Consider the following 19,666-nt stretch of genomic DNA (forward strand, 5'->3'; position numbering starts at 1 on the left):
TCGTGTCGGGCGATTTATTTAATCTGTTTCACTTGCCTCGGAATAAGCGTCAATGACGGAAAACATTCATAAGCATCGCATCCTCATTCTGGACTTCGGTTCCCAGTACACTCAACTGGTTGCGCGCCGCGTGCGTGAGCTGGGCGTTTACTGCGAACTGTGGGCGTGGGATGTGACAGAAGCACAAATTCGTGACTTCAACCCAAGCGGCATTATTCTTTCCGGCGGCCCGGAAAGCACCACCGAAGAAAACAGCCCGCGCGCGCCGCAGTATGTCTTTGAAGCAGGCGTGCCGGTATTTGGCGTCTGCTACGGGATGCAGACCATGGCGATGCAGCTTGGTGGTCATGTAGAAGGTTCTAATGAGCGTGAATTTGGTTACGCGCAGGTCGAAGTGCTGACCGACAGCGCGCTGGTTCGTGGTATTGAAGACTCACTGACCGCCGACGGCAAACCGCTGCTGGACGTGTGGATGAGCCACGGCGATAAAGTGACGGCGATTCCGTCCGACTTCGTGACCGTCGCCAGCACCGAAAGCTGCCCGTTCGCCATCATGGCTAACGAAGAAAAACGCTTCTACGGCGTACAGTTCCACCCGGAAGTGACCCATACCCGCCAGGGTATGCGTATGCTGGAGCGTTTTGTACGCGATATCTGCCAGTGTGAAGCCCTGTGGACGCCGGCGAAGATCATCGACGATGCCGTGGCGCGCATCCGCGAGCAGGTGGGCGACGACAAAGTAATCCTCGGTCTCTCCGGTGGCGTGGATTCTTCCGTAACTGCGATGTTGCTGCACCGCGCGATCGGTAAAAATCTGACCTGTGTTTTCGTCGATAACGGCCTGTTACGCCTGAACGAAGCCGAGCAGGTGATGGACATGTTTGGCGACCATTTTGGTCTGAATATCGTTCACGTACCGGCGGAAGAGCGCTTCCTGTCCGCGCTGGCTGGCGAGAACGATCCGGAAGCCAAGCGTAAGATCATTGGCCGTGTTTTTGTAGAAGTGTTCGACGAAGAAGCGCTCAAACTGGAAGACGTGAAATGGCTGGCGCAGGGCACCATCTACCCTGACGTCATCGAATCTGCCGCTTCGGCAACCGGTAAAGCACACGTCATCAAATCTCACCACAATGTCGGCGGCCTGCCGAAAGAGATGAAGATGGGGCTGGTTGAACCGCTGAAAGAGCTGTTCAAAGATGAAGTGCGTAAGATTGGTCTGGAGCTGGGCCTGCCGTACGACATGCTGTACCGTCACCCGTTCCCGGGGCCGGGCCTCGGCGTGCGCGTACTGGGCGAAGTGAAGAAAGAGTACTGTGACCTGCTGCGCCGTGCTGACGCTATCTTCATTGAAGAGCTGCGCAAAGCGGATCTGTACGACAAAGTCAGCCAGGCGTTCACCGTCTTCCTGCCGGTCCGTTCCGTAGGCGTCATGGGCGATGGTCGTAAGTACGATTGGGTGGTCTCCCTGCGTGCCGTCGAAACCATCGACTTTATGACCGCGCACTGGGCGCACCTGCCGTACGATTTCCTCGGTCGCGTTTCCAACCGCATTATCAATGAAGTCAACGGGATTTCCCGTGTGGTGTATGACATCAGCGGTAAACCACCGGCTACCATTGAGTGGGAATGATCCGATAACCCTTTCTGTGTTTTCATGAACAGGTAAAAGTGAATTTAACCCTCTGTTTTTGCAGAGGGTTTTTATTTATATGCATAGATAAATTCTCTGTGTAGCGCACAGCTCCTGACGGCAAATTTGACGTAATCATCGGAAAAGTAAACAGTACGAGAGCGATGGAGTAAGCAGCAGGAGTTCGAGCGAATGCGGCAACGTTTTGTGCTGTCTCAGCTCACTCATAGTTTTCCTCGAATTGCATGCATGAAAGCCAGACTACAATGTCCGCCGTGAGCGAGGAGCGGTCGTCCCATCCAGCGTAAGAACGTAAAAAAACCGCCGTGAGGCGGTTTAGTTGTTCAGTTAGGAAGTGGCGCTTGCGAGTCGTGCTGCAAATCCAATGAAGAACATACCTACCAGCGTGTTTCCAATGGTTGATAATCTACGGTTGCCTTTCAGACGGCTTAGCAGATAAGAGCCGCAGAAAACGAGGAAACCGAAATAAGCGAGAGTAATCGCGAACATTACCGCAGCAAGAATGATAAACGCCATCCAGGAGTGTTCAGCCTGAACATTGATGAACTGGGCGAAAAAAGAGATATAGAACAGTAGCGTCTTTGGATTCAGTAGAGTAACCAGCATTCCGCGCCCGATGATCCCCTTAGCATTAGCTGAAGATTTCTTTTCCTCACTCGTTTCGATAGCGGGCTTAAAGATAGTGCGTATCGTCTGGACACCGAGATAGAAAAGATAGGCAGCACCTGCGTATTTGATGGCGTTAAACAAGGCTGGGGTTGAGCTTATGACCGCAGCCAGCCCACACCATGCCAGCAGAACCAGAAGTACGTCACTCATGAGAATGGAAAATATGGCAGCAAAGCCTCGTTTGATGCCGCTCGTAATGCTTGTTTTAATCACGAACATGGTCTCAGGGCCAGGAGCAAGGACTATCAGTGTCGCACCAAGCAGATACGTCCAGAAATTCACGATACCAAAATCAGCAAACATTTTTACTCCAGCTCTATTGTTTTCAACGAGGTTATTCTAACGTAACAGGCCATAATGAAAACACATCATGGCTACTTTCAATTCAGCCAATGTTCGCTTCTGGCACCAGGCCGACTACGCCTAAAAAGTTTCAGAGCTTACTGGGCTCTTTACAAAACAAATCCTGACGTATGGGACTGGTCACCTTATTCTCCTCCCACGATGGTTATCTTCCTGATTTCGCATTGACGATGGCGGATAGGGCGGAACCGCAGGTAACCTTTGAGTATACATTTATGGTAAAGCACTGCATCGACACAATAGCGGGTTCCTGAAGCGCGTTGAGGTTGAGCCACGTCCGGCTATCGCAGATGGGCTTTACCTTCGCTTTGCAGCAGATCGCGACGCCTTGAGCTTGTCCAGGTTATCCGTGGCGATTCAGATCGCCTAAATCACGTACTCGCCAATCGCAGGTTTCCATCTGCAAGCCATTCTATGTATCTAGAGCCTATCCCACCAGGCGTTATTGGCGCAGCCAGTTTGGACACGGACAGCGCGCTAAAACCGGAGCGTACACGTAGTACGTGAGGATTTTGAGCACTGCCAGGACCAAAATGGCAAGTAAAATAGCCCTAATGGGATAGGCTCTTACTAATAATCATGAAAATATATACCCTTCATACTTCAAGTTGCTTATGTGTTGGCTACGCTCGTTCACCCCAGTCACATAGTTATCTATGCTCCTGGGGACTCACTCCCTTGCCGCCTTTAAGCAACTCGAATTATTTTGGGTATACACCTAATCATATTACCGTTATGATAATAAAAAATGTCCAAATAATGGGTATTTAAAATATAATAATTTTATTTTTTAACTATATAACCAACGTCCAGCTTTAGCACTTTCAACGAGCATACCAACTGTTAGTGTCTTACGCGGATCAGGCTCTTTATTTCCAAAGTACTCTGGATTCAGATAGTTGAGTATGTCAAATCCTTCTGAATCTACATTCCAACGCTTGAAGTACTCTTGTAGAAGTTCTTCACTATCTTCAAAAACGAGTTTAAGATCATCCCTAATACTGGTATCAAGCGTGATGGTTCGCTTTGGCCCACAGAGAAAGTACTTTTTAGTGTTATATTCCTGATCGATAAAATCGATAATTTCTTTCTCAATATCTCTCATTAGAAGTACATCCACTGAATGCGATCTTTAGGAACCGCCACACAATTAAATGTATCTTTAATATCACGCTGGATATCATAAATCGTAGTGAATGTCATAACCCAACCGAGCCAGGGTACATTACGACCAACGAAACGACCTAAATTATTCGTTGAGCTTAGCTGTAATGAGTTGATGGTTTTGCCTGTCAACGTTGGTAATCTGATCCCAGGAGGCAGTTTATAGTTCAACCAATTACTGATGTACTTAGAAGCAATTGATGTTCCTGGCGTTGTCCCACGAGGTTTACCCCTCGTAGGTAGAACTGGTTGCCCTGAGATAACCAGTGCAGCATCAACCGCTGAGATCCCCAGATGATCGCTCACAACGGCGATGGTGATAGCCCACCATAGTTGTTGTGGTGTCAGGTTGGATAACCCGCCGTAGAAGTACGTACCATTCAATGTTTCAGTAGTGTCCATTTACTCACCCCTTCTAACCATGACCAAAAATTATACAACACCCAATCTCTTTGTTCTAACTGGGCTCTTTACAAAACAAATTCTGACGTATGGGACTGGTCATCTTATTCTCCTCCCACGATGGTTATCTTCCTGATTTCGCATTGACACTGGCGGATAGGGCGGAACCTTTGAGTATACGTTTATGGTAAAGCACTGTATCAACACAATAGCGGGTTCCTGAAGCGCGTTGAGGTTGAGCCACGACTGGCTATCGCAGAGATACTTACACAGTTTGAGAGTACCGTAGGCCAGTGCCCGCTGGGATGCCAGATTTGCCCTGAACTTGTGCCAGCTACCGGGAGTTTAACCACGCTGAAGGCTATCGGGTTTTGTATTCGGTTGAGGGAATCTTAGTAACCGCGCATGTGATCTTATCACCCAGGCAGGATATCCCGCGGTTGCTCTTTAAGCGTCTGATCATGGCCTGAACTCATTGAGTGGGATTGTCTTTTGGCGTTAACGCTAAAGCTTCTTTTTTTGCGTGGGCTTTTTTATGTAGGGTGACCCGTCGCTGAACAGCGAAAATACTGTGCGACCAGACAGAAACCTCCGCTCACGCAGAGGTTTTTTTACTGGTCATAAATGATTAGCGAAATCAGTTAAACCAGCCGCTTGCCTTTTCCTCACGGGCTTTACCTTCACTTTGCAGCAGATCGCGACCGCCTTCAGATAGATTTCTGTTTACATCAGCATGAGATTGAATAACATCTGTCTGGGCAGCTTTACTTTTCAGCTCTTGATCGATGAATTCATTTTCTCTTTTTACCCGGGCCTCTTCCCTGGCCAGCGCCAGTTTTTGTTTCTGAATTTCTAAACGACGAAGCTCATCTTCGTAGCTTTGATCGCGCGCTTTATCTTGCGCGGCTTCCGCTGCCAATTTTGCTTGCCGTGCTTTCCGTTCAGCTTCTGCCGCTTTTGCTCGCTGCTTAGCAAGCGCTGCCGCATTGGCTTGCCTTTGTCTTTCCTGTTGAGCCTCTTGATCTCGTTTGGTTTGCAGAGCATCACGTTGTCTGTTTTCTTCATTTTTTCCTTGCTGTTCAGCCTGGGCTACCGCCGCAAGCTGCTCCTGCAAAGAAGAAGATAAAACCGAGCCGCTTAGGGTGAATAAAACAGTGCCTAAAATAACTTTCTTCATAAAATCTCCTGATAGTTAGCTTTTCTCAGGACATTTCGTATTGGGTTGAATTCGCGTTTCGTTATCTTTGGTCGATATCACCATAGCCAGACCGGTGGTAAATTGGCACGTTTTTCCAACTTGGGTGGAGGTATAAACCTTCGTTCCTTCTTTGTAAGTCAAAGATACGCCTTCAACTAACGTTTTATCTTTAACCAATGAACCCGCCGCTGCGCCAACGGCTCCGCCGCCAACCGCGCCGGCAGTAGTACCCAAACCGCTACCTGAGCCCACGTTATGACCAGTAACGCCGCCCGCTACAGCCCCAAGAATTGCGCCGAAGGTCTGAGCGGTTTTTTTATTGGCGGTATTATCTACGGCAACTTTCGCTGGCAAAACAGAGATAATATTGACGGTCTTTGTTTCTTGCTTCGCGTTTAACTGCCCGGTTTGGTAAACATCTGCGGCGTAGTCATCCGCATTGGACTGGCATCCGGCAAGAGAAAAAGAGGCAAACAAAACCAGAGGCAAAGCATTTTTTTTAAAATTCATCACAATTCCTTGTTTAGGTAATAACGCAAAAAGGAATGTATTTAAGGCTAATCTTAAAAAAAGTAAACTATCGTTTCTTGTAGTTGATTGTTTTTTTAGACTAAAAAACAAAGCATTAGATAATACGATGCTTTGTTTTTATCGGTTCATGCTAAGCCAGGGCAGGGGGTAGCAGAGTTCTGGATAACACCGCAAGCCTGTGACGATAGTATCGCTATTTCAACGGATAACGGCTAGTTAACGCTGTCCCGGCGTGTTGACCGAAAGCGTTGACTGTTGCGCTTCTTTTTTATCCTGATGGTGCTGCCAGGCGCCGATAGAAGAGTAGACGAAACGTCCAAAGAAGAAGAGAAAACTGATAAGCAGTACGATACGGGTCATGCGAGTATTAAATCGATGTCGTTTTCGCATACTGTTGGCCTGACTCACAAAGGGTTCCTTAACGTTGGCCCAGCGGTATGGGCGGGATCAGGCTGGGTTCTTCAAGAGTATTATCAAGGCGAAGAACGTAACAAGCCTGCGTTCACTCTACATTAAGGCATACTGCGAACCGATGGTCAATTCCTCTTAATGTAAAATTGCGTCAGTTGATTTATTTTATATTGTTATGGAAGATAATTTTAGTATTTACATTAATAATAAATTAATGATAACAAAGAATAAAAAGGCGAATAAAGGTTGCAGGAGAAAGGTAATAATTGACTTAAATCAAATGTTACTTTTGTTTAATAATTACAATCGATGACTATCGTGTGATGTATATCGCGTCATCAATTTAAAGTCAGGTGGGATGCCTGTCTGTTAACGCCCCTTTGGGATTGGGGGGTTCTGCTGAGCATCTATGAAGCTAAATAAAATTTATATAAATATCAGAGATAAATGGTGGGGACTACCGCTCATTCTTCCTTCGATTTTACTACCTGTTTTAAGTAGCGCAAATACTTATGCGCATACCAGCACTGGAAATGTGGTTCTTTTTTACCTGCCGTTAGCTTTTATGCTTAGCCTGATGCTCTTTTTCGGCTGGGCAGCACTGCCGGGCATTGTGCTTGCTATCTTCTGGCGCAGATACCCGCAGACAGGGCTGTATGAAACCCTTTCTGTGACGATGCACTTTATCATTACTATCGTGCTAAGCTGGGGCGGCTATCGTGTCTTTTCCCCCCGGCGAAACAATGTTTCCCACGGCGACGCCCACCTGTTGTTTCAACGAATGTTCTGGCAGGTATTTTGTTCAGCAACATTATTTCTGGTCATCTACCAGTTTGCCGCTTTTGTTGGCATGTACGAAAGTAAAGCCAGCCTGATGGGGGTAATGCCCTTTAATATCAACACGCTGATTAATTACCAGGCGTTACTGGTCGGTAATCTTATCGGCGTGCCATTGTGCTATTTTATTATTCGTACTCTCCGCAATCCGCTGCACCTGCGGGGTTATTATCAGCAATTAAAGCTACAGATTGATAGCAAGGCCACTAAAAAAGAGATCGTTATTTGGCTGGCCGTATTGACTACACTAATGTTTATACTGTGTATGCCATTGACTGATAATAGTTCAATATTTAGTACCAACTATACGCTTTCGTTATTATTGCCGGTCATGCTGTGGGGCGCGATGCGCTATGGCTATAAGTTTATTTCAATTATCTGGGCCGTCGTGCTAATTACGTCGATTCATTATTATCAGCGTTATATGCCCTGGTATTCAGGTTATGATACGCAATTAGCGATTACCTCTTCGAGCTATCTGGTTTTTTCTTTTATTGTTAATTATATGTCTGTACTGGCCACGCGTCAGCGCGTAGTGAGTGGTCGCGCACGGCGGCTGGCCTATCTTGACCCGGTTGTACATCTTCCCAATTTACGTGCATTAAACCGCGCGCTCAAAAATGCGCCCTGGTCTACGATCTGTTTTTTACACGTGCCGGGTCTGGAGCTATTGGGTAAAAATTATGGCGTCATGCTACGCATCCAGTATAAGCAAAAGCTCTCTCACTGGATTACGCCGATGCTGGCCTCAAATGAGTGTGTCTACCAGATGTCAGGGCACGACCTGGTGCTGCGTCTTAATACAGAGGCGCATCAGCAGCGTATTGAAGCGCTGGATAAACATATTAAGCAGTTTCGGTTTATCTGGGATGGACTGCCGCTACAGCCGCCTGTCGGCGTGAGTTACTGCTGCGTGCGTTCTCCGGTTAGCCACCTTTATCTGCTGTTGGGCGAATTAAGCACCAGTTCCGATCTTTCGTTGACGACTAACGCGCCGGAGGATTTACAGCGGCGCGGCGCAATGCACCTGCAGCGCGATTTGAAGGGCAGAATTGCGATGATGAATCGCCTGCAACAGGCGTTGGAGCACGATCATTTTTTCCTGATGGCGCAGCCTATTTTCGGTATTCGTGGGGACGTTTACCATGAAATTTTACTGCGACTCAGGGATGACAACGGCGATGTTATCAACCCGGACAATTTTTTACCCGTGGCGCATGAGTTTGGTTTGTCTTCCGCTATCGATCTTTGGGTGATTGAAAACACGCTGCGGTTTATGGCGGCCAGCCGGGAATATATGCCCGCGCATCGTTTTGCCATTAATCTGTCGCCAACATCGGTATGTCGCGCCCGTTTCCCTTCAGAAGTTAAGCAGTTGCTTAAACAATATCAGGTTGAACCCTGGCAACTGGTTTTTGAGGTAACGGAAAGCAACTCTCTCACCAATGCTGAGCAGGCGCAATTGACGCTGGGACAGCTACAGCAGTTTGGCTGTCAGATAGCGATTGATGATTTCGGTACTGGCTACGCCAGCTATGCGCGGCTGAAAAACGTTAACGCTGATATTCTTAAAATTGACGGCAGTTTTATTCGCAATATAGTGTCAAACAGTCTCGATTATCAGATTGTGGCTTCTATTTGTCATTTAGCGCGAATGAAAAATATGCAGGTCGTCGCGGAGTATGTCGAGAGCGAAGAAATACGCAGCGCAGTGCTCTCGTTGGGGATCGACTATCTTCAGGGATATTTAATTGGCGAGCCGCAGCTATTATCTGAGATTCAGTAAAGGCAGACGCCGCGGCGTCTGACCCACAATTTACGCGGCGATCTCCGGCGAGCTTTCTTCCTCAATATTGAGACGCCAGCCAGTTACCGCTTCCCAGTACTGCTGTTCTTTTTCCAGATCAAGCAGTACCAGCGCATTCTGGCTGAACCAGTCATGCGGAAAACATAACGTCCAGTGGCTGTCATTGGTCGTTAGCCGTAGCGTCGGTGGCGTGGTGGTCGCCTGCCGCTGGTTGTTCAGTAATACGCCCAGCCGAAGTAGCTGAATTAACGGCAGATACTGTTTTTTCTTAAACAGCGTAAAGCGGGGCATATCATCCAGTTTTATGGCTTTACGATGATAACGCACCAGCGTCGCCATCATCATTTGCTGCTCCTGATTAAAGCCGGGCAAATCGCTGTGTTGCAGAATATAAGCCGAATGGCGATGTAAACCGCTGTGATTAATATTCAGTCCAACCTCATGCAGCATTGCCGCCCAACGGAGCAACGCTTCAAGCTGCGGATGCGTCAGTTTTGGCTGCTGGGCCTGCCACTGCTCGTACATCTGCATGGTGGTTTCCAGCACGCGTCTGGCCTGTTCTCTGTCAATGTTGTATTGATTGGCCAGACTTTTTGCGGTACGGCTGCGAACATCCTGATGGCGGAAGCGGCCTTCCATTTCATACAGCACGCCTTCGCGCAACGCGCCGTCAGAAAGGCGAAGCTCGCGGATAGCCAGAGCATCAAAAACGCCGCACAGAATCGCCAGGCCCGGCACAAAGACCGCTTTTCGTTCTTCAGACAGACCCGGCAGGCTGAGCGCATTAAAGGAGCGGTGCTTCAACACTTCTGACTTCAGTTTATCGAGGCGCTCCGGCGTAATGAAGCCATCTTTCTCACCCAGCGCCAGGAGAACTTCATGAGCGGCCTTAATCGTACCGGAAGCGCCCATCGCTACGTTCCAACCCTGAATACGATACTGCCAGGTTAAGGTTTCCAGTTTTTGCGCCGCCGCCATTCGGGCGCGCTGGAAGTTTTCTGTATTGATAACGCCGCCGGGAAAGTAGAGCTGTGCGAAGCTCACGCAGCCCATACGACGGCTTTCAACCAGCCTGGGTTCGAAGTTTTCGCCAATGACCAGCTCTGTTGACCCGCCGCCGATATCGATCACCAGCTTGCGGCCTTTTTCCGGCTGCGTATGTTCTACGCCCATAAAAATCAGGCGCGCTTCTTCGTTACCGGAAATAATCTCTATCGGGTAGGGAATAACCTTTTCCGCACGTTTGAGAAAATCAGCGGCATTTTGCGCCTGACGTAACGTATGGGTGCCTACGATACAGACGCTGGAAGGGGAGAAACCTTGTAAGCGTTCAGCAAACAGCGACAGACAGCTAAGCCCCCGTTCCATGGCTTCTTCGCTGAGTTTGTTATCCGCGCCCAGCCCGTCCGCCAGATGGACGCGCTGTTTTAAGCGCCCGATAATCTGCATTGCGCCGTCAACCACGCGGGCAATGACCATATGAAAGCTGTTTGAGCCGAGATCGACCGCAGCGAACTCCTGCGGGCGAGGGGATTTATCGTAAATTGGCATAGCGTTAGTCTGGTTGCTCAAGTGATTTGATGTAGTCATAAATTGCCAGCTGCGCCTGAACTTTACGGCGATTGCCGCGCAGTACGTAGCGGTTGCTGAGTTCTTTATCGATAAAACGCGCTTTTACCGTGTCGCTAAACAGAATGTCAATGATATCCAGGACGCGTTGTTTAAGCCGCGGGTCGAGGATAGGCGTAGCGACTTCGATACGGTAGTCAATATTACGCGTCATCCAGTCAGCTGAAGAGAGCCAAACTTGCTTATCACCGCCGTTTTCGAAAATATAAACCCGATCGTGTTCCAGATAGCGATCCACGATGCTAATCGCGCGAATATTATCGCTAATGCCTTCCAGTTGCGGAATAAGAGAACACATACCGCGCACCAGCAGATTGACCTGGACGCCCGAACCCGACGCGGCGTATAGCCTGTCGACCAGCCCTTTATCAACCAGGTTGTTAAGCTTTAAGGTAATCCCTGACGGTAAGCCTTGCTGGGCATTGGCGATTTCACGATCGATCATCTCATACAGCAGACGCCGTGAGTTTTGTGGAGAAACCATCAAATAATCGAAAGTGACCGGGCGATAGGGGTTTTCAATAAAATTAAAGACCCGACGAACTTCATTGGTAATGCGCGCATCGGCGGTCAGCAGCGAATAATCGGTATACAGCCGCGCTGTTTTTTCGTTGAAGTTACCGGTGCCGATATGCGCATAACGCACCACGTCATCGCCCTCTTTTCGTGAGATGAGAAAGAGTTTGGCGTGAATTTTCAGCCCAGGCGCAGAGAAAATAACATGGACGCCCGCTTCGGTTAACCGCTTGGCCCAGTGAATATTCGCCTCTTCATCGAAGCGCGCCTGCAACTCCACCACCACGGTGACTTTTTTGCCGTTATGGGCGGCATGGATCATCGAGTCAATAATGCGCGAGTCTTTCGCTACGCGATAAATATTGATTTTGATCGCCAGCACGCTTGGGTCAAACGACGCCTGACGCAGCAGTTCCAGTACATGCTCGAAGGTATGGTACGGATAATAGAGCAGCACATCACGTTCGCGAATCGCGTCGAAACCGTTACGAAACTTCTCTTTATCAAACCAAAGATGGCGTAACCGCGGTAACGGTTTATTGACCAGGTTGGCTTTACCGACATTCGGAAAATTAATAAAGTCTTTAAAATTGTGGTAGCGCCCGCCGGGTACGATTGAGTCATACCGGGAGATCGTCAGTTTTTCCCGCAGCACGTCGACCAGCGCGGCGGGCATATCACGTTGATAGACAAAGCGCACAGGTTCAGCGGTCAGGCGCTGCTTCAGGCTGGAAGACATCAGCTCCATCAGACTGGATTCCATCTCATGCACCAGGTCATATTCGGCATCGCGGGTCATTTTCATCGAATAGGCATTAAGCGCGTCATAGTCGAAGAACCCTTTAAAAATGTCATCCAGGCAGTAGCGCAGAATATTATCCAGAAGGATCATCGGCTTGCGTCTGCGCGGTGTTTCCGGCGGCAGATTAACGAAGCGTGGGACTTTGTCGGACGGTATCTCCAGTAGCGCATAGTTGATGGTGTCGCCACGGATAATCTCCACCGCCAGATAGGTGTAATCATCTTTTAAAAACTGAACAAGATCCGTCTCCCGGTTAATGAGAATCGGGGTAATATGCTGGCGCAAATAGTGCTTAAAATAGTGGCGCAACCAGCTTTGTTGGTTCACCGAGAGCTGACGCTCGTTGATCAGAAAGATTTGATTACGCGCCATTTCCAGCAGTAATTCGTTGTACAGGCCGTCGAACTCCTGGTCTGCTTTCAACACGCGGGACTGAATTTTGCCTAACAAATGGCGTGAATGAGAATTTGAACCCTGTTCTTCGCTGATAATAATGCGTCGTTTCAGTTCAGCGAAACGCACTTTGTAGAACTCGTCGAGGTTATTAGAATAGATTCCCAGGAACCGCATCCGCTCAATCAACGGGTTGGATTTGTCCGCCGCTTCCTGTAACACGCGTTCGTTAAATGCTAACCAGCTTAGTTCTTTCTCGATATATAGCTTTTCCTGACCCATTACTACCTATACTCCGTTTTATTCACGGGACACTGCCTGATGATTATGGCGAGCATTACGCGTTAATGTCCAACTGCGCCAGAAAAATATGACAATAAACTGATAGCATAAAGGAAGGGAAAAGAGTAGGCCGGATAGGCATTTATGCCGCCATCCGGCAAGCAGACACAGTCCTGTCCGATGACGTATTATTCGTCAGACGCATAACCTTGCGGCGGCAGACGACGCCCGTCCAGCCAGGCGGCGTTATCGCGCATCTTTAGACGTCCCTGCGCAAACCAGCCAATCACCAGCGGATAAATCGCATGTTCCTGAGTTTGTACGCGTGCGGTGATATCATCTTCGCTGTCGTCGGCAAAAACCGGCACCTTCGCCTGGAGAATGACCGGGCCGCCGTCGAGCTCGTCTGTCACGAAATGCACCGAGGTACCGTGCTCCTCATCGCCGTTTTCCAGCGCCTGGCGATGGGTATGCAACCCCGGATATTTTGGCAGCAGGGAAGGGTGAATGTTCAGCAGACGCCCGTAGTAATGCGCGACAAACATCGGACTCAGAATACGCATAAAACCGGCCAGCACGACCACATCGGGCGCATACGCGTCTATCTTGCTAATCAACTCGCGATCGAAGGCGTCGCGGCTGTCAAACCGATCGGCAGTCAGCGCTTGCGCCGGAATGCCGGCTTCTCTGGCGCGTTCAAGGCCGAACGCGTCGGCCTTATTGCTGAATACTGCCCTGAGGGTGCCTTTAATTTTCTTCGCTTCGCAGGCATCGATAATCGCCTGTAAATTGCTTCCATTGCCGGAAATCAGCACCACAATATTCATTATTCAATAACCACACGCTGTTCGGAATCAGAGGCTTTGATGATACCGATTTTCCATGCGTTTTCACCTTTCTCGTTTAGCAGAGCAAGCGCTTTGTCCGCTTCCGGAGCGGAGAGCGCAATCACCATGCCGACGCCGCAGTTAAAGGTACGGTACATTTCATGTCGGCTGACATTACCGGCGGTTTGCAGCCAGGTAAAGATGGCGGGCCACTGCCATGACGACTCATTAATTACCGCCTGGGTATTCTCCGGCAGAACGCGCGGAATATTTTCCCAAAAGCCGCCGCCGGTGAGGTGGGCGATAGCGTGTACATCGACGTTTTCAATCAGTTCCAGAACCGATTTTACGTAGATACGGGTCGGTTCAAGCAGATGATCGGCCAGCGGCTTCCCTTCCAGCAGAGTGGTTTGTGGGTCGCAGCCGCTAACGTCAATAATTTTCCGCACCAGCGAATATCCATTCGAGTGCGGGCCGCTGGAGCCGAGCGCAATCAGCACGTCGCCTTCGGCAACCCGGGAGCCGTCGATGATTTCTGATTTTTCGACTACGCCGACGCAGAAACCCGCCACATCGTAATCTTCGCCGTGATACATGCCCGGCATTTCCGCCGTCTCGCCGCCGACCAGCGCGCAGCCGGATTGCAGGCAGCCTTCGGCAATACCGTTGATCACGCTGGCGGCGGTATCGACATCCAGTTTACCCGTGGCATAGTAATCGAGGAAAAACAGCGGTTCCGCGCCCTGAACGACCAGATCGTTTACGCACATTGCCACCAGATCAATACCGATAGCGTCGTGACGCTTTAAGTCCATCGCCAGGCGAAGTTTGGTGCCTACGCCGTCAGTGCCGGAAACCAGTACCGGTTCACGATATTTTTGCGGCAACGCGCACAGCGCACCGAAACCGCCCAGACCGCCCATAACCTCCGGGCGGCGAGTTTTCTTCACTACGCCTTTGATTCGATCAACCAGAGCGTTACCCGCATCAATATCGACGCCGGCATCTTTATAGCTAAGAGAGGTCTTATCGGTCACTGCCTGGTTCCCCACGTTTTTTCTTGCGGTAAAAGTTAAATTCGGCGCAATTCTAACAGGGAAAGCAAACGTTTGCGAGCGTGGTCTGCGCCCTGGATATCCGGACGATTTTTTTGGCATGGTTTCGGTCGCTGCTTGAAAATTTCTCTGTTGGTAAAAAAGAAAAGGATATCCAGCACTTGGTTTACGACAGGCGATCAGGACAGGCCATTCATCCTTAAAATTGCTAAGATTCAAACGGTTGTCAGCCTTTATCGCCTGTTTCAACGTGAGTGATTTATACTCACTTTTCCGCTATCAGCGCTTTTAGTTGATCCAGGTCAAGCATACATTGTGTTGCGCCAGAGAGGAAAAGCGGTATAATCCGGCGATTTTTTTGTGGTTGCCACTCATCTGAGGATAGGAGAAGAGTATGAAGATCGTGGAAGTCAAACACCCACTCGTCAAACACAAGCTGGGTCTGATGCGTGAAAACGACATTAGCACTAAACGCTTTCGTGAACTCGCCTCAGAAGTAGGCAGCCTGCTGACGTATGAAGCGACAGCCGACCTGGAAACGGAAAAAGTCACCATCGAAGGCTGGAATGGCCCGGTGGAAATCGACCAGATCAAAGGTAAAAAAATTACCGTTGTGCCGATTCTGCGCGCGGGTCTGGGCATGATGGAAGGCGTTCTGGAAAATGTACCGAGCGCGCGTATCAGCGTAGTCGGGATGTACCGTAACGAAGAGACGCTTGAGCCAGTACCTTATTTCCAGAAACTGGTATCGAACATTGATGAGCGCATGGCGCTGATCGTCGACCCGATGCTGGCGACCGGCGGTTCTGTCATCGCGACCATCGACCTGCTGAAAAAAGCAGGCTGTAGCAGCATTAAGGTGCTGGTGCTGGTCGCCGCGCCGGAAGGCATTGCGGCGCTGGAAAAAGCGCACCCGGACGTTGAACTGTACACCGCCTCTATCGATCAGGGGCTTAACGAGCACGGATACATTATTCCGGGGCTTGGCGATGCCGGCGATAAGATTTTTGGTACCAAGTAAGTGAATAAATAATTAAAAGCCGACTTTAAGAGTCGGCTTTTTTTTGAATAAAACAACTCATAACAAACACACTTAGAGGAAAACACTATGACGCGCCGTGCTATCGGGGTGAGTGAAAGACCGCCGCTTTTACAGACAATCCCGCTTAGTTTACAGCACCTTTTCGCCATGTTTGGCGCGACCGTGCTGGTGCCAGTTCTGTTTCATATCAACCCCGCGACGGTGCTGCTGTTTAACGGTATCGGAACGCTGCTGTATCTCTTTATCTGCAAAGGTAAAATTCCTGCCTACCTCGGATCGAGCTTTGCCTTTATTTCCCCGGTACTACTGCTGTTGCCGTTGGGTTATGAAGTAGCGCTGGGCGGTTTTATTATGTGCGGCGTGCTGTTCTGTCTGGTCTCTTTCATTGTTAAAAAAGCGGGCACCGGCTGGCTGGATGTGATGTTCCCGCCTGCGGCAATGGGCGCAATCGTTGCCGTCATCGGTCTGGAGCTGGCTGGCGTCGCGGCGGGGATGGCCGGATTGCTGCCTGCGCAAGGGCAGTCGCCGGACACGAAAACAATTATCATCTCCATGGTCACGCTGGCGGTGACGGTGTTCGGCTCTGTACTGTTTCGCGGTTTCCTGGCGATCATTCCGATTTTGATCGGCGTGCTGGCGGGCTATGCGCTGTCATTCGCGTTGGGGGTGGTCGATACCACGCCGATTGCCCAGGCGCACTGGTTTGCGCTGCCGACCTTCTATACGCCGCGTTTTGAATGGTTCGCGATCCTGACGATTCTGCCCGCGGCGTTGGTCGTGATCGCCGAGCATGTCGGTCATCTGGTGGTGACGGCGAATATCGTCAAAAAAGATTTAGTGCGCGATCCCGGTTTGCACCGCTCGATGTTCGCTAACGGACTGTCGACGATCGTCTCCGGTTTCTTCGGCTCCACGCCGAATACCACCTATGGGGAAAATATTGGCGTCATGGCGATCACCCGCGTTTACAGTACTTGGGTTATCGGCGGCGCGGCGATTTTCGCCATTCTGCTTTCCTGCGTCGGCAAACTGGCGGCGGCGATTCAGATTATCCCGTTACCCGTGATGGGCGGCGTCTCGCTGCTGTTGTACGGCGTCATCGGCGCGTCGGGGATTCGCGTATTGATCGAATCAAAAGTCGATTACAACAAAGCGCAAAACCTGATCCTCACCTCGGTGATTTTGATCATCGGCGTGAGCGGCGCGAAAGTACATATTGGCGCGGCAGAATTGAAAGGGATGGCGCTGGCGACCATCGTCGGGATTTGCCTGAGCCTGATTTTTAAACTGATTAGCCTGTTGCGTCCGGAAGAAGTGGTACTGGAGGCAAATGATGCGGAGTCTCCGCATCCGTAACGGGTTGCCGGGCAGCGATGCTGCCCGGTTCTATCTCAAGGGAATTATGTGGTAAACTCAGCGCGATTTTATGTCATCCTGGGTTGAGGTATCTCTGAACACACCGGCACAGCTCTCTTTGCCACTTTATCTTCCTGACGACGAAACTTTCGCAAGTTTCTGGCCGGGGGATAACGCCTCTCTACTGGCCGCGTTACAAAACGTGTTGCGCCAGGAACATAGTGGATATATCTACCTTTGGGCGCGTGAAGGCGCGGGCCGCAGCCATTTACTGCACGCCGCCTGCGCTGAACTGTCGCAGCGTGGAGATGCGGTAGGCTACGTCCCGCTCGATAAACGTACCTGGTTCGTGCCGGAAGTGCTCGACGGTATGGAACACCTCTCGCTGGTGTGTATTGATAACATTGAGTGTGTCGCTGGCGATGAACTGTGGGAGATGGCGATCTTTGATCTCTATAACCGCATTCTGGAGTCCGGTAAGACGCGGTTATTGATCACCGGCGATCGTCCGCCAAGACAGTTAAATCTGGGCTTGCCCGATCTCGCTTCCCGTCTGGACTGGGGGCAAATCTATAAACTCCAGCCTCTTTCCGATGAAGACAAACTTCAGGCGCTACAGTTGCGCGCCCGGTTACGGGGGTTTGAACTGCCGGAAGATGTCGGGCGGTTTTTACTCAAACGTCTTGATCGCGAAATGCGCACGCTGTTTATGACGCTGGATCAGCTCGATCATGCGTCGATCACTGCCCAGCGAAAACTGACGATCCCGTTTGTCAAAGAGATCCTGAAACTGTAATACGCCGCGACGGCGGCGTTCAACGGTTAACCGAGGATGTCCAGCACCTGCTCAGGCGGTCGGCCAATGCGCGCCTGACCATTTGCCACCACAATGGGACGCTCCATCAGTTTAGGGTGTTCAACCAGCGCCTGGATTAACGCCTCTTCACTTAGCTGGCTATCCGCCAGGTGAAGCGTCTTATAGAGATCTTCTTTCTGGCGCATCAGTTCGCGCGCGCTGGACATGCCCAACATACGCAGCAGCTCCCGCACGGTGGCGGCGTCGGCGGGCGTATCCAGATAAAGCACCACTTCCGGTTCCACGCCGTTAGATTTCAGCAGGTTCAGCGTGTCGCGGCTCTTCGAGCAGCGCGGGTTATGGTAGATTTTAATCGTGTCGGTCATGAGTTCTCCTTGTGACGCCATCCGGCTAATAAACGGCGATTACATTTTCGTGTATGGCTTGAAGCGTTCCTGTAACTGGCGCAACTGGTCGATACGCGCATCGTAACGCGCCTGTTGCTGGCTACCCAGTTTTGCCTGGGCGCTGGCGCTACTGAGCAGTGAAATTGCCTGATCCAGTCGTCCCGCCAGCGCATAACTTTCAGCGCGTGCCGCCAGCTCCTGATCGTGGTTGTTCAGCGCGGCTTCGGCCTGAGCAAGCAGATCCCAGCCGTTACCGTCATCTTTATGGCTAAAGGTGTAGCGATTCAGAATGGTTTCCGCCGCTTTCGGCTGGCCTCCCTGGAGGTACGCATTGGCGAGGTTTAACTGCAGCACAGGATTAACGCGCAGATCGCGGGCATTTTTCAGGCGATTAATCGCGTCGTTGGCTCTTTTCTGCCCCAGGTCAATATCGGTGGCGAGGTCAAGATACCAGGCATTGTTCGGCTCCGCGCTTAATAGCGGCTGCAACGTTTTGCGCGCTTCATCGTACTTGCTCGCTTCCATCGCCTGCAACGCCCGGCCATATTGCGCCGCATGTTGCTGACGCACGTTGCCTTTAGACCACTGATCCAGCAGGTCGCTGGTGAGCTGGTTACGTCCGGAATTGTACATTCCCAGGGCGCGCGCTTTGGCGAGATAAAAGTCGGCGGAAGATTGCACCACGACCGGGCGCATCTGGTTGGCACGGTTGCGGGCATCCGCAAGGCGGCTTTCCGGTAAGGGGTGAGTGAGCAAAATTTCAGGCGGACGCGTGGAGTAACGCGCCTGGTCGAGCAGTTTTTCGAGGAAAGAGGGCATCGCCTGTGGGTCAAATCCGGCGCGTTGCAGTACCTGAATACCAATACGGTCGGCTTCTTGCTCATTTTGCTGGGTGAAACTTATCATTCCCTGGCGCGTTCCCGCCAGAGTACCGGTTAGTGCCGCCATACCGGCCTGTGGGCTGGCCATGGCCAGCAAAATGGAACCCAACGCGCCCACCCAGGTAAGCGGCGCGCTGCGCTTTTGATCTTCCATCGCGCGCGCCAGGTGGCGCTGCGTCACGTGGGAGATTTCATGCGCCATGACTGAAGCTAGCTGGCTTTCGTTATCCGCGTAGCGAAAAAGCGCCGAGTGTAGCACCACATTGCCGCCAAAGAACGCGAACGCGTTGATTTCGTCATTATTGATCAAGAAAAAATGGAAGGGCGTTTTGACGGAGTCGGCGTGCGAGACCAGACGCATCCCCAGCGCGTTAATGTATTGCACCAGCAGCGGATCGTTGATTAACGGCGCGCTGCCGCGTAGCTGGCGCACATAAAAGTCGCCCATTTGCATCTCTTGTCCGATAGAAAGCGTGCTCCCTGCCGAGGTTCCCATATCGGGCAGCGTGTCGGCAGGGTCGGCAAATGCGGGCGCGACCTGACCGAGAGCCAATGCTGCAATGAGGGTTGCCACCAGGTTTTTTTTCAACTGCCTGAACATAACCTCTATCCTGTTGTTTTGAGATAGCCCTTTGACCAACGTCGTG

Annotated in this window: 18 protein-coding genes and 1 pseudogene; 7 read left to right on the top strand and 12 right to left on the bottom strand. The window is 50.7% G+C overall.

The window, feature by feature from the left end; genetic code table 11:
• Positions 1-52: 52 nt before the first annotated feature.
• The gene (guaA, locus tag ACLD11_RS04715; protein ID WP_000138296.1) at positions 53-1,630 is read left to right on the top strand and encodes a glutamine-hydrolyzing GMP synthase; all 1,578 of its coding nucleotides are present in this window, start codon (positions 53-55) and stop codon (positions 1,628-1,630) included.
• A 348-nt stretch (positions 1,631-1,978) separates the two neighbouring features.
• Here the strand turns inward: guaA and leuE are convergent, their stop codons facing one another.
• The 3 genes from leuE to ACLD11_RS04730 form a co-directional block, all read right to left on the bottom strand.
• Complete coding sequence (gene leuE / locus ACLD11_RS04720) at positions 1,979-2,623, bottom strand: leucine efflux protein LeuE (RefSeq protein WP_411014609.1); 645 nt, start codon at positions 2,621-2,623, stop codon at positions 1,979-1,981.
• An 850-nt stretch (positions 2,624-3,473) separates the two neighbouring features.
• Positions 3,474-3,803, bottom strand: coding sequence for a DUF1493 family protein (locus ACLD11_RS04725; protein WP_411010766.1), 330 nt, complete (start codon positions 3,801-3,803; stop codon positions 3,474-3,476).
• Complete coding sequence (locus ACLD11_RS04730; RefSeq protein WP_411010765.1) at positions 3,788-4,249, bottom strand: STM2901 family protein; 462 nt, start codon at positions 4,247-4,249, stop codon at positions 3,788-3,790. The genes ACLD11_RS04725 and ACLD11_RS04730 overlap by 16 nt, the downstream gene beginning before the upstream one ends.
• A 326-nt stretch (positions 4,250-4,575) precedes the next feature.
• Here ACLD11_RS04730 and ACLD11_RS04735 point away from each other — a divergent pair.
• Positions 4,576-4,719 (top strand): annotated as a pseudogene (locus ACLD11_RS04735) (hypothetical protein); the annotation flags it as partial.
• 167 nt (positions 4,720-4,886) lie between these two features.
• Here ACLD11_RS04735 and ACLD11_RS04740 read toward each other — a convergent pair.
• The 3 genes from ACLD11_RS04740 to ACLD11_RS04750 form a co-directional block, all read right to left on the bottom strand.
• Positions 4,887-5,426: a DUF5384 family protein gene (locus tag ACLD11_RS04740; RefSeq protein WP_411014610.1), complete on the bottom strand. Its 540-nt coding sequence runs from the start codon at positions 5,424-5,426 to the stop codon at positions 4,887-4,889.
• Positions 5,427-5,441: 15 nt separating this feature from the next.
• Positions 5,442-5,957 carry a glycine zipper 2TM domain-containing protein gene (locus tag ACLD11_RS04745; protein WP_076934955.1) on the bottom strand — a complete coding sequence of 172 codons (516 nt, stop codon included), beginning with the start codon at positions 5,955-5,957 and terminating at the stop codon, positions 5,442-5,444.
• A gap of 237 nt (positions 5,958-6,194) precedes the next feature.
• Complete coding sequence (locus ACLD11_RS04750; protein ID WP_000075925.1) at positions 6,195-6,386, bottom strand: YfgG family protein; 192 nt, start codon at positions 6,384-6,386, stop codon at positions 6,195-6,197.
• 178 nt (positions 6,387-6,564) lie between these two features.
• Here ACLD11_RS04750 and ACLD11_RS04755 point away from each other — a divergent pair, with 178 nt between their 5' ends.
• Positions 6,565-6,702: a hypothetical protein gene (locus ACLD11_RS04755; protein WP_001540598.1), complete on the top strand. Its 138-nt coding sequence runs from the start codon at positions 6,565-6,567 to the stop codon at positions 6,700-6,702.
• Positions 6,703-6,798: 96 nt separating this feature from the next.
• Positions 6,799-9,012, top strand: a complete 2,214-nt coding sequence (locus ACLD11_RS04760) for an MASE1 domain-containing protein (protein WP_411011396.1) — start codon at positions 6,799-6,801, stop codon at positions 9,010-9,012.
• A 30-nt stretch (positions 9,013-9,042) separates the two neighbouring features.
• Here the strand turns inward: ACLD11_RS04760 and ppx are convergent, their stop codons facing one another.
• The 4 genes from ppx to purM form a co-directional block, all read right to left on the bottom strand.
• Entirely contained in the window at positions 9,043-10,584 is a 1,542-nt protein-coding gene (gene ppx, locus ACLD11_RS04765) for an exopolyphosphatase (protein WP_183058999.1), read from the bottom strand.
• A 4-nt stretch (positions 10,585-10,588) separates the two neighbouring features.
• Complete coding sequence (gene ppk1, locus ACLD11_RS04770) at positions 10,589-12,655, bottom strand: polyphosphate kinase 1 (protein WP_000529554.1); 2,067 nt, start codon at positions 12,653-12,655, stop codon at positions 10,589-10,591.
• A 188-nt stretch (positions 12,656-12,843) separates the two neighbouring features.
• Entirely contained in the window at positions 12,844-13,482 is a 639-nt protein-coding gene (gene purN / locus ACLD11_RS04775) for a phosphoribosylglycinamide formyltransferase (RefSeq protein WP_350387669.1), read from the bottom strand.
• Entirely contained in the window at positions 13,482-14,519 is a 1,038-nt protein-coding gene (gene purM, locus ACLD11_RS04780) for a phosphoribosylformylglycinamidine cyclo-ligase (protein ID WP_000130477.1), read from the bottom strand. The genes purN and purM overlap by 1 nt, the downstream gene beginning before the upstream one ends.
• Positions 14,520-14,931: 412 nt before the next feature.
• Between purM and upp the strand changes: the two genes are divergently transcribed.
• The 3 genes from upp to ACLD11_RS04795 all read left to right on the top strand — a co-directional run bounded on the left by upp (position 14,932) and on the right by ACLD11_RS04795 (position 17,731).
• Positions 14,932-15,558: a uracil phosphoribosyltransferase gene (upp, locus tag ACLD11_RS04785; protein WP_000706208.1), complete on the top strand. Its 627-nt coding sequence runs from the start codon at positions 14,932-14,934 to the stop codon at positions 15,556-15,558.
• Positions 15,559-15,645: 87 nt separating this feature from the next.
• Entirely contained in the window at positions 15,646-16,935 is a 1,290-nt protein-coding gene (gene uraA, locus ACLD11_RS04790; RefSeq protein ID WP_183058960.1) for a uracil permease, read from the top strand.
• A gap of 94 nt (positions 16,936-17,029) precedes the next feature.
• Complete coding sequence (locus tag ACLD11_RS04795) at positions 17,030-17,731, top strand: DnaA inactivator Hda (protein ID WP_061835882.1); 702 nt, start codon at positions 17,030-17,032, stop codon at positions 17,729-17,731.
• 26 nt (positions 17,732-17,757) lie between these two features.
• On the opposite strand, the gene arsC is transcribed toward ACLD11_RS04795, so the two are convergent.
• A complete protein-coding gene (arsC, locus tag ACLD11_RS04800; protein WP_000132650.1) occupies positions 17,758-18,117 on the bottom strand; it encodes an arsenate reductase (glutaredoxin) in 360 nt (119 codons plus the stop codon).
• Between the two features lie 39 nt (positions 18,118-18,156).
• Entirely contained in the window at positions 18,157-19,620 is a 1,464-nt protein-coding gene (gene bepA, locus ACLD11_RS04805) for a beta-barrel assembly-enhancing protease (RefSeq protein WP_411014611.1), read from the bottom strand.
• Positions 19,621-19,666 lie beyond the last annotated feature (46 nt).

Source organism: Salmonella sp. 741265116_PST (genome assembly GCF_046567715.1).
GTDB lineage: Bacteria > Pseudomonadota > Gammaproteobacteria > Enterobacterales > Enterobacteriaceae > Salmonella > Salmonella enterica.

Bases quoted from the DNA above. Each gene is read 5' to 3' on its own strand.
- uraA (WP_183058960.1), top strand. From the start codon at position 15,646: ATGACGCGCCGTGCTATCGGGGTGAGTGAAAGACCGCCGCTTTTACAG.
- arsC (WP_000132650.1), bottom strand. From the start codon at position 18,117: ATGACCGACACGATTAAAATCTACCATAACCCGCGCTGCTCGAAGAGC.
- upp (WP_000706208.1), top strand. From the start codon at position 14,932: ATGAAGATCGTGGAAGTCAAACACCCACTCGTCAAACACAAGCTGGGT.
- ACLD11_RS04745 (WP_076934955.1), bottom strand. From the start codon at position 5,957: ATGAATTTTAAAAAAAATGCTTTGCCTCTGGTTTTGTTTGCCTCTTTT.
- leuE (WP_411014609.1), bottom strand. From the start codon at position 2,623: ATGTTTGCTGATTTTGGTATCGTGAATTTCTGGACGTATCTGCTTGGT.
- ppk1 (WP_000529554.1), bottom strand. From the start codon at position 12,655: ATGGGTCAGGAAAAGCTATATATCGAGAAAGAACTAAGCTGGTTAGCA.
- ACLD11_RS04755 (WP_001540598.1), top strand. From the start codon at position 6,565: ATGGAAGATAATTTTAGTATTTACATTAATAATAAATTAATGATAACA.
- bepA (WP_411014611.1), bottom strand. From the start codon at position 19,620: ATGTTCAGGCAGTTGAAAAAAAACCTGGTGGCAACCCTCATTGCAGCA.
- ACLD11_RS04730 (WP_411010765.1), bottom strand. From the start codon at position 4,249: ATGGACACTACTGAAACATTGAATGGTACGTACTTCTACGGCGGGTTA.
- purN (WP_350387669.1), bottom strand. From the start codon at position 13,482: ATGAATATTGTGGTGCTGATTTCCGGCAATGGAAGCAATTTACAGGCG.
- ACLD11_RS04740 (WP_411014610.1), bottom strand. From the start codon at position 5,426: ATGAAGAAAGTTATTTTAGGCACTGTTTTATTCACCCTAAGCGGCTCG.
- guaA (WP_000138296.1), top strand. From the start codon at position 53: ATGACGGAAAACATTCATAAGCATCGCATCCTCATTCTGGACTTCGGT.
- ACLD11_RS04760 (WP_411011396.1), top strand. From the start codon at position 6,799: ATGAAGCTAAATAAAATTTATATAAATATCAGAGATAAATGGTGGGGA.
- ppx (WP_183058999.1), bottom strand. From the start codon at position 10,584: ATGCCAATTTACGATAAATCCCCTCGCCCGCAGGAGTTCGCTGCGGTC.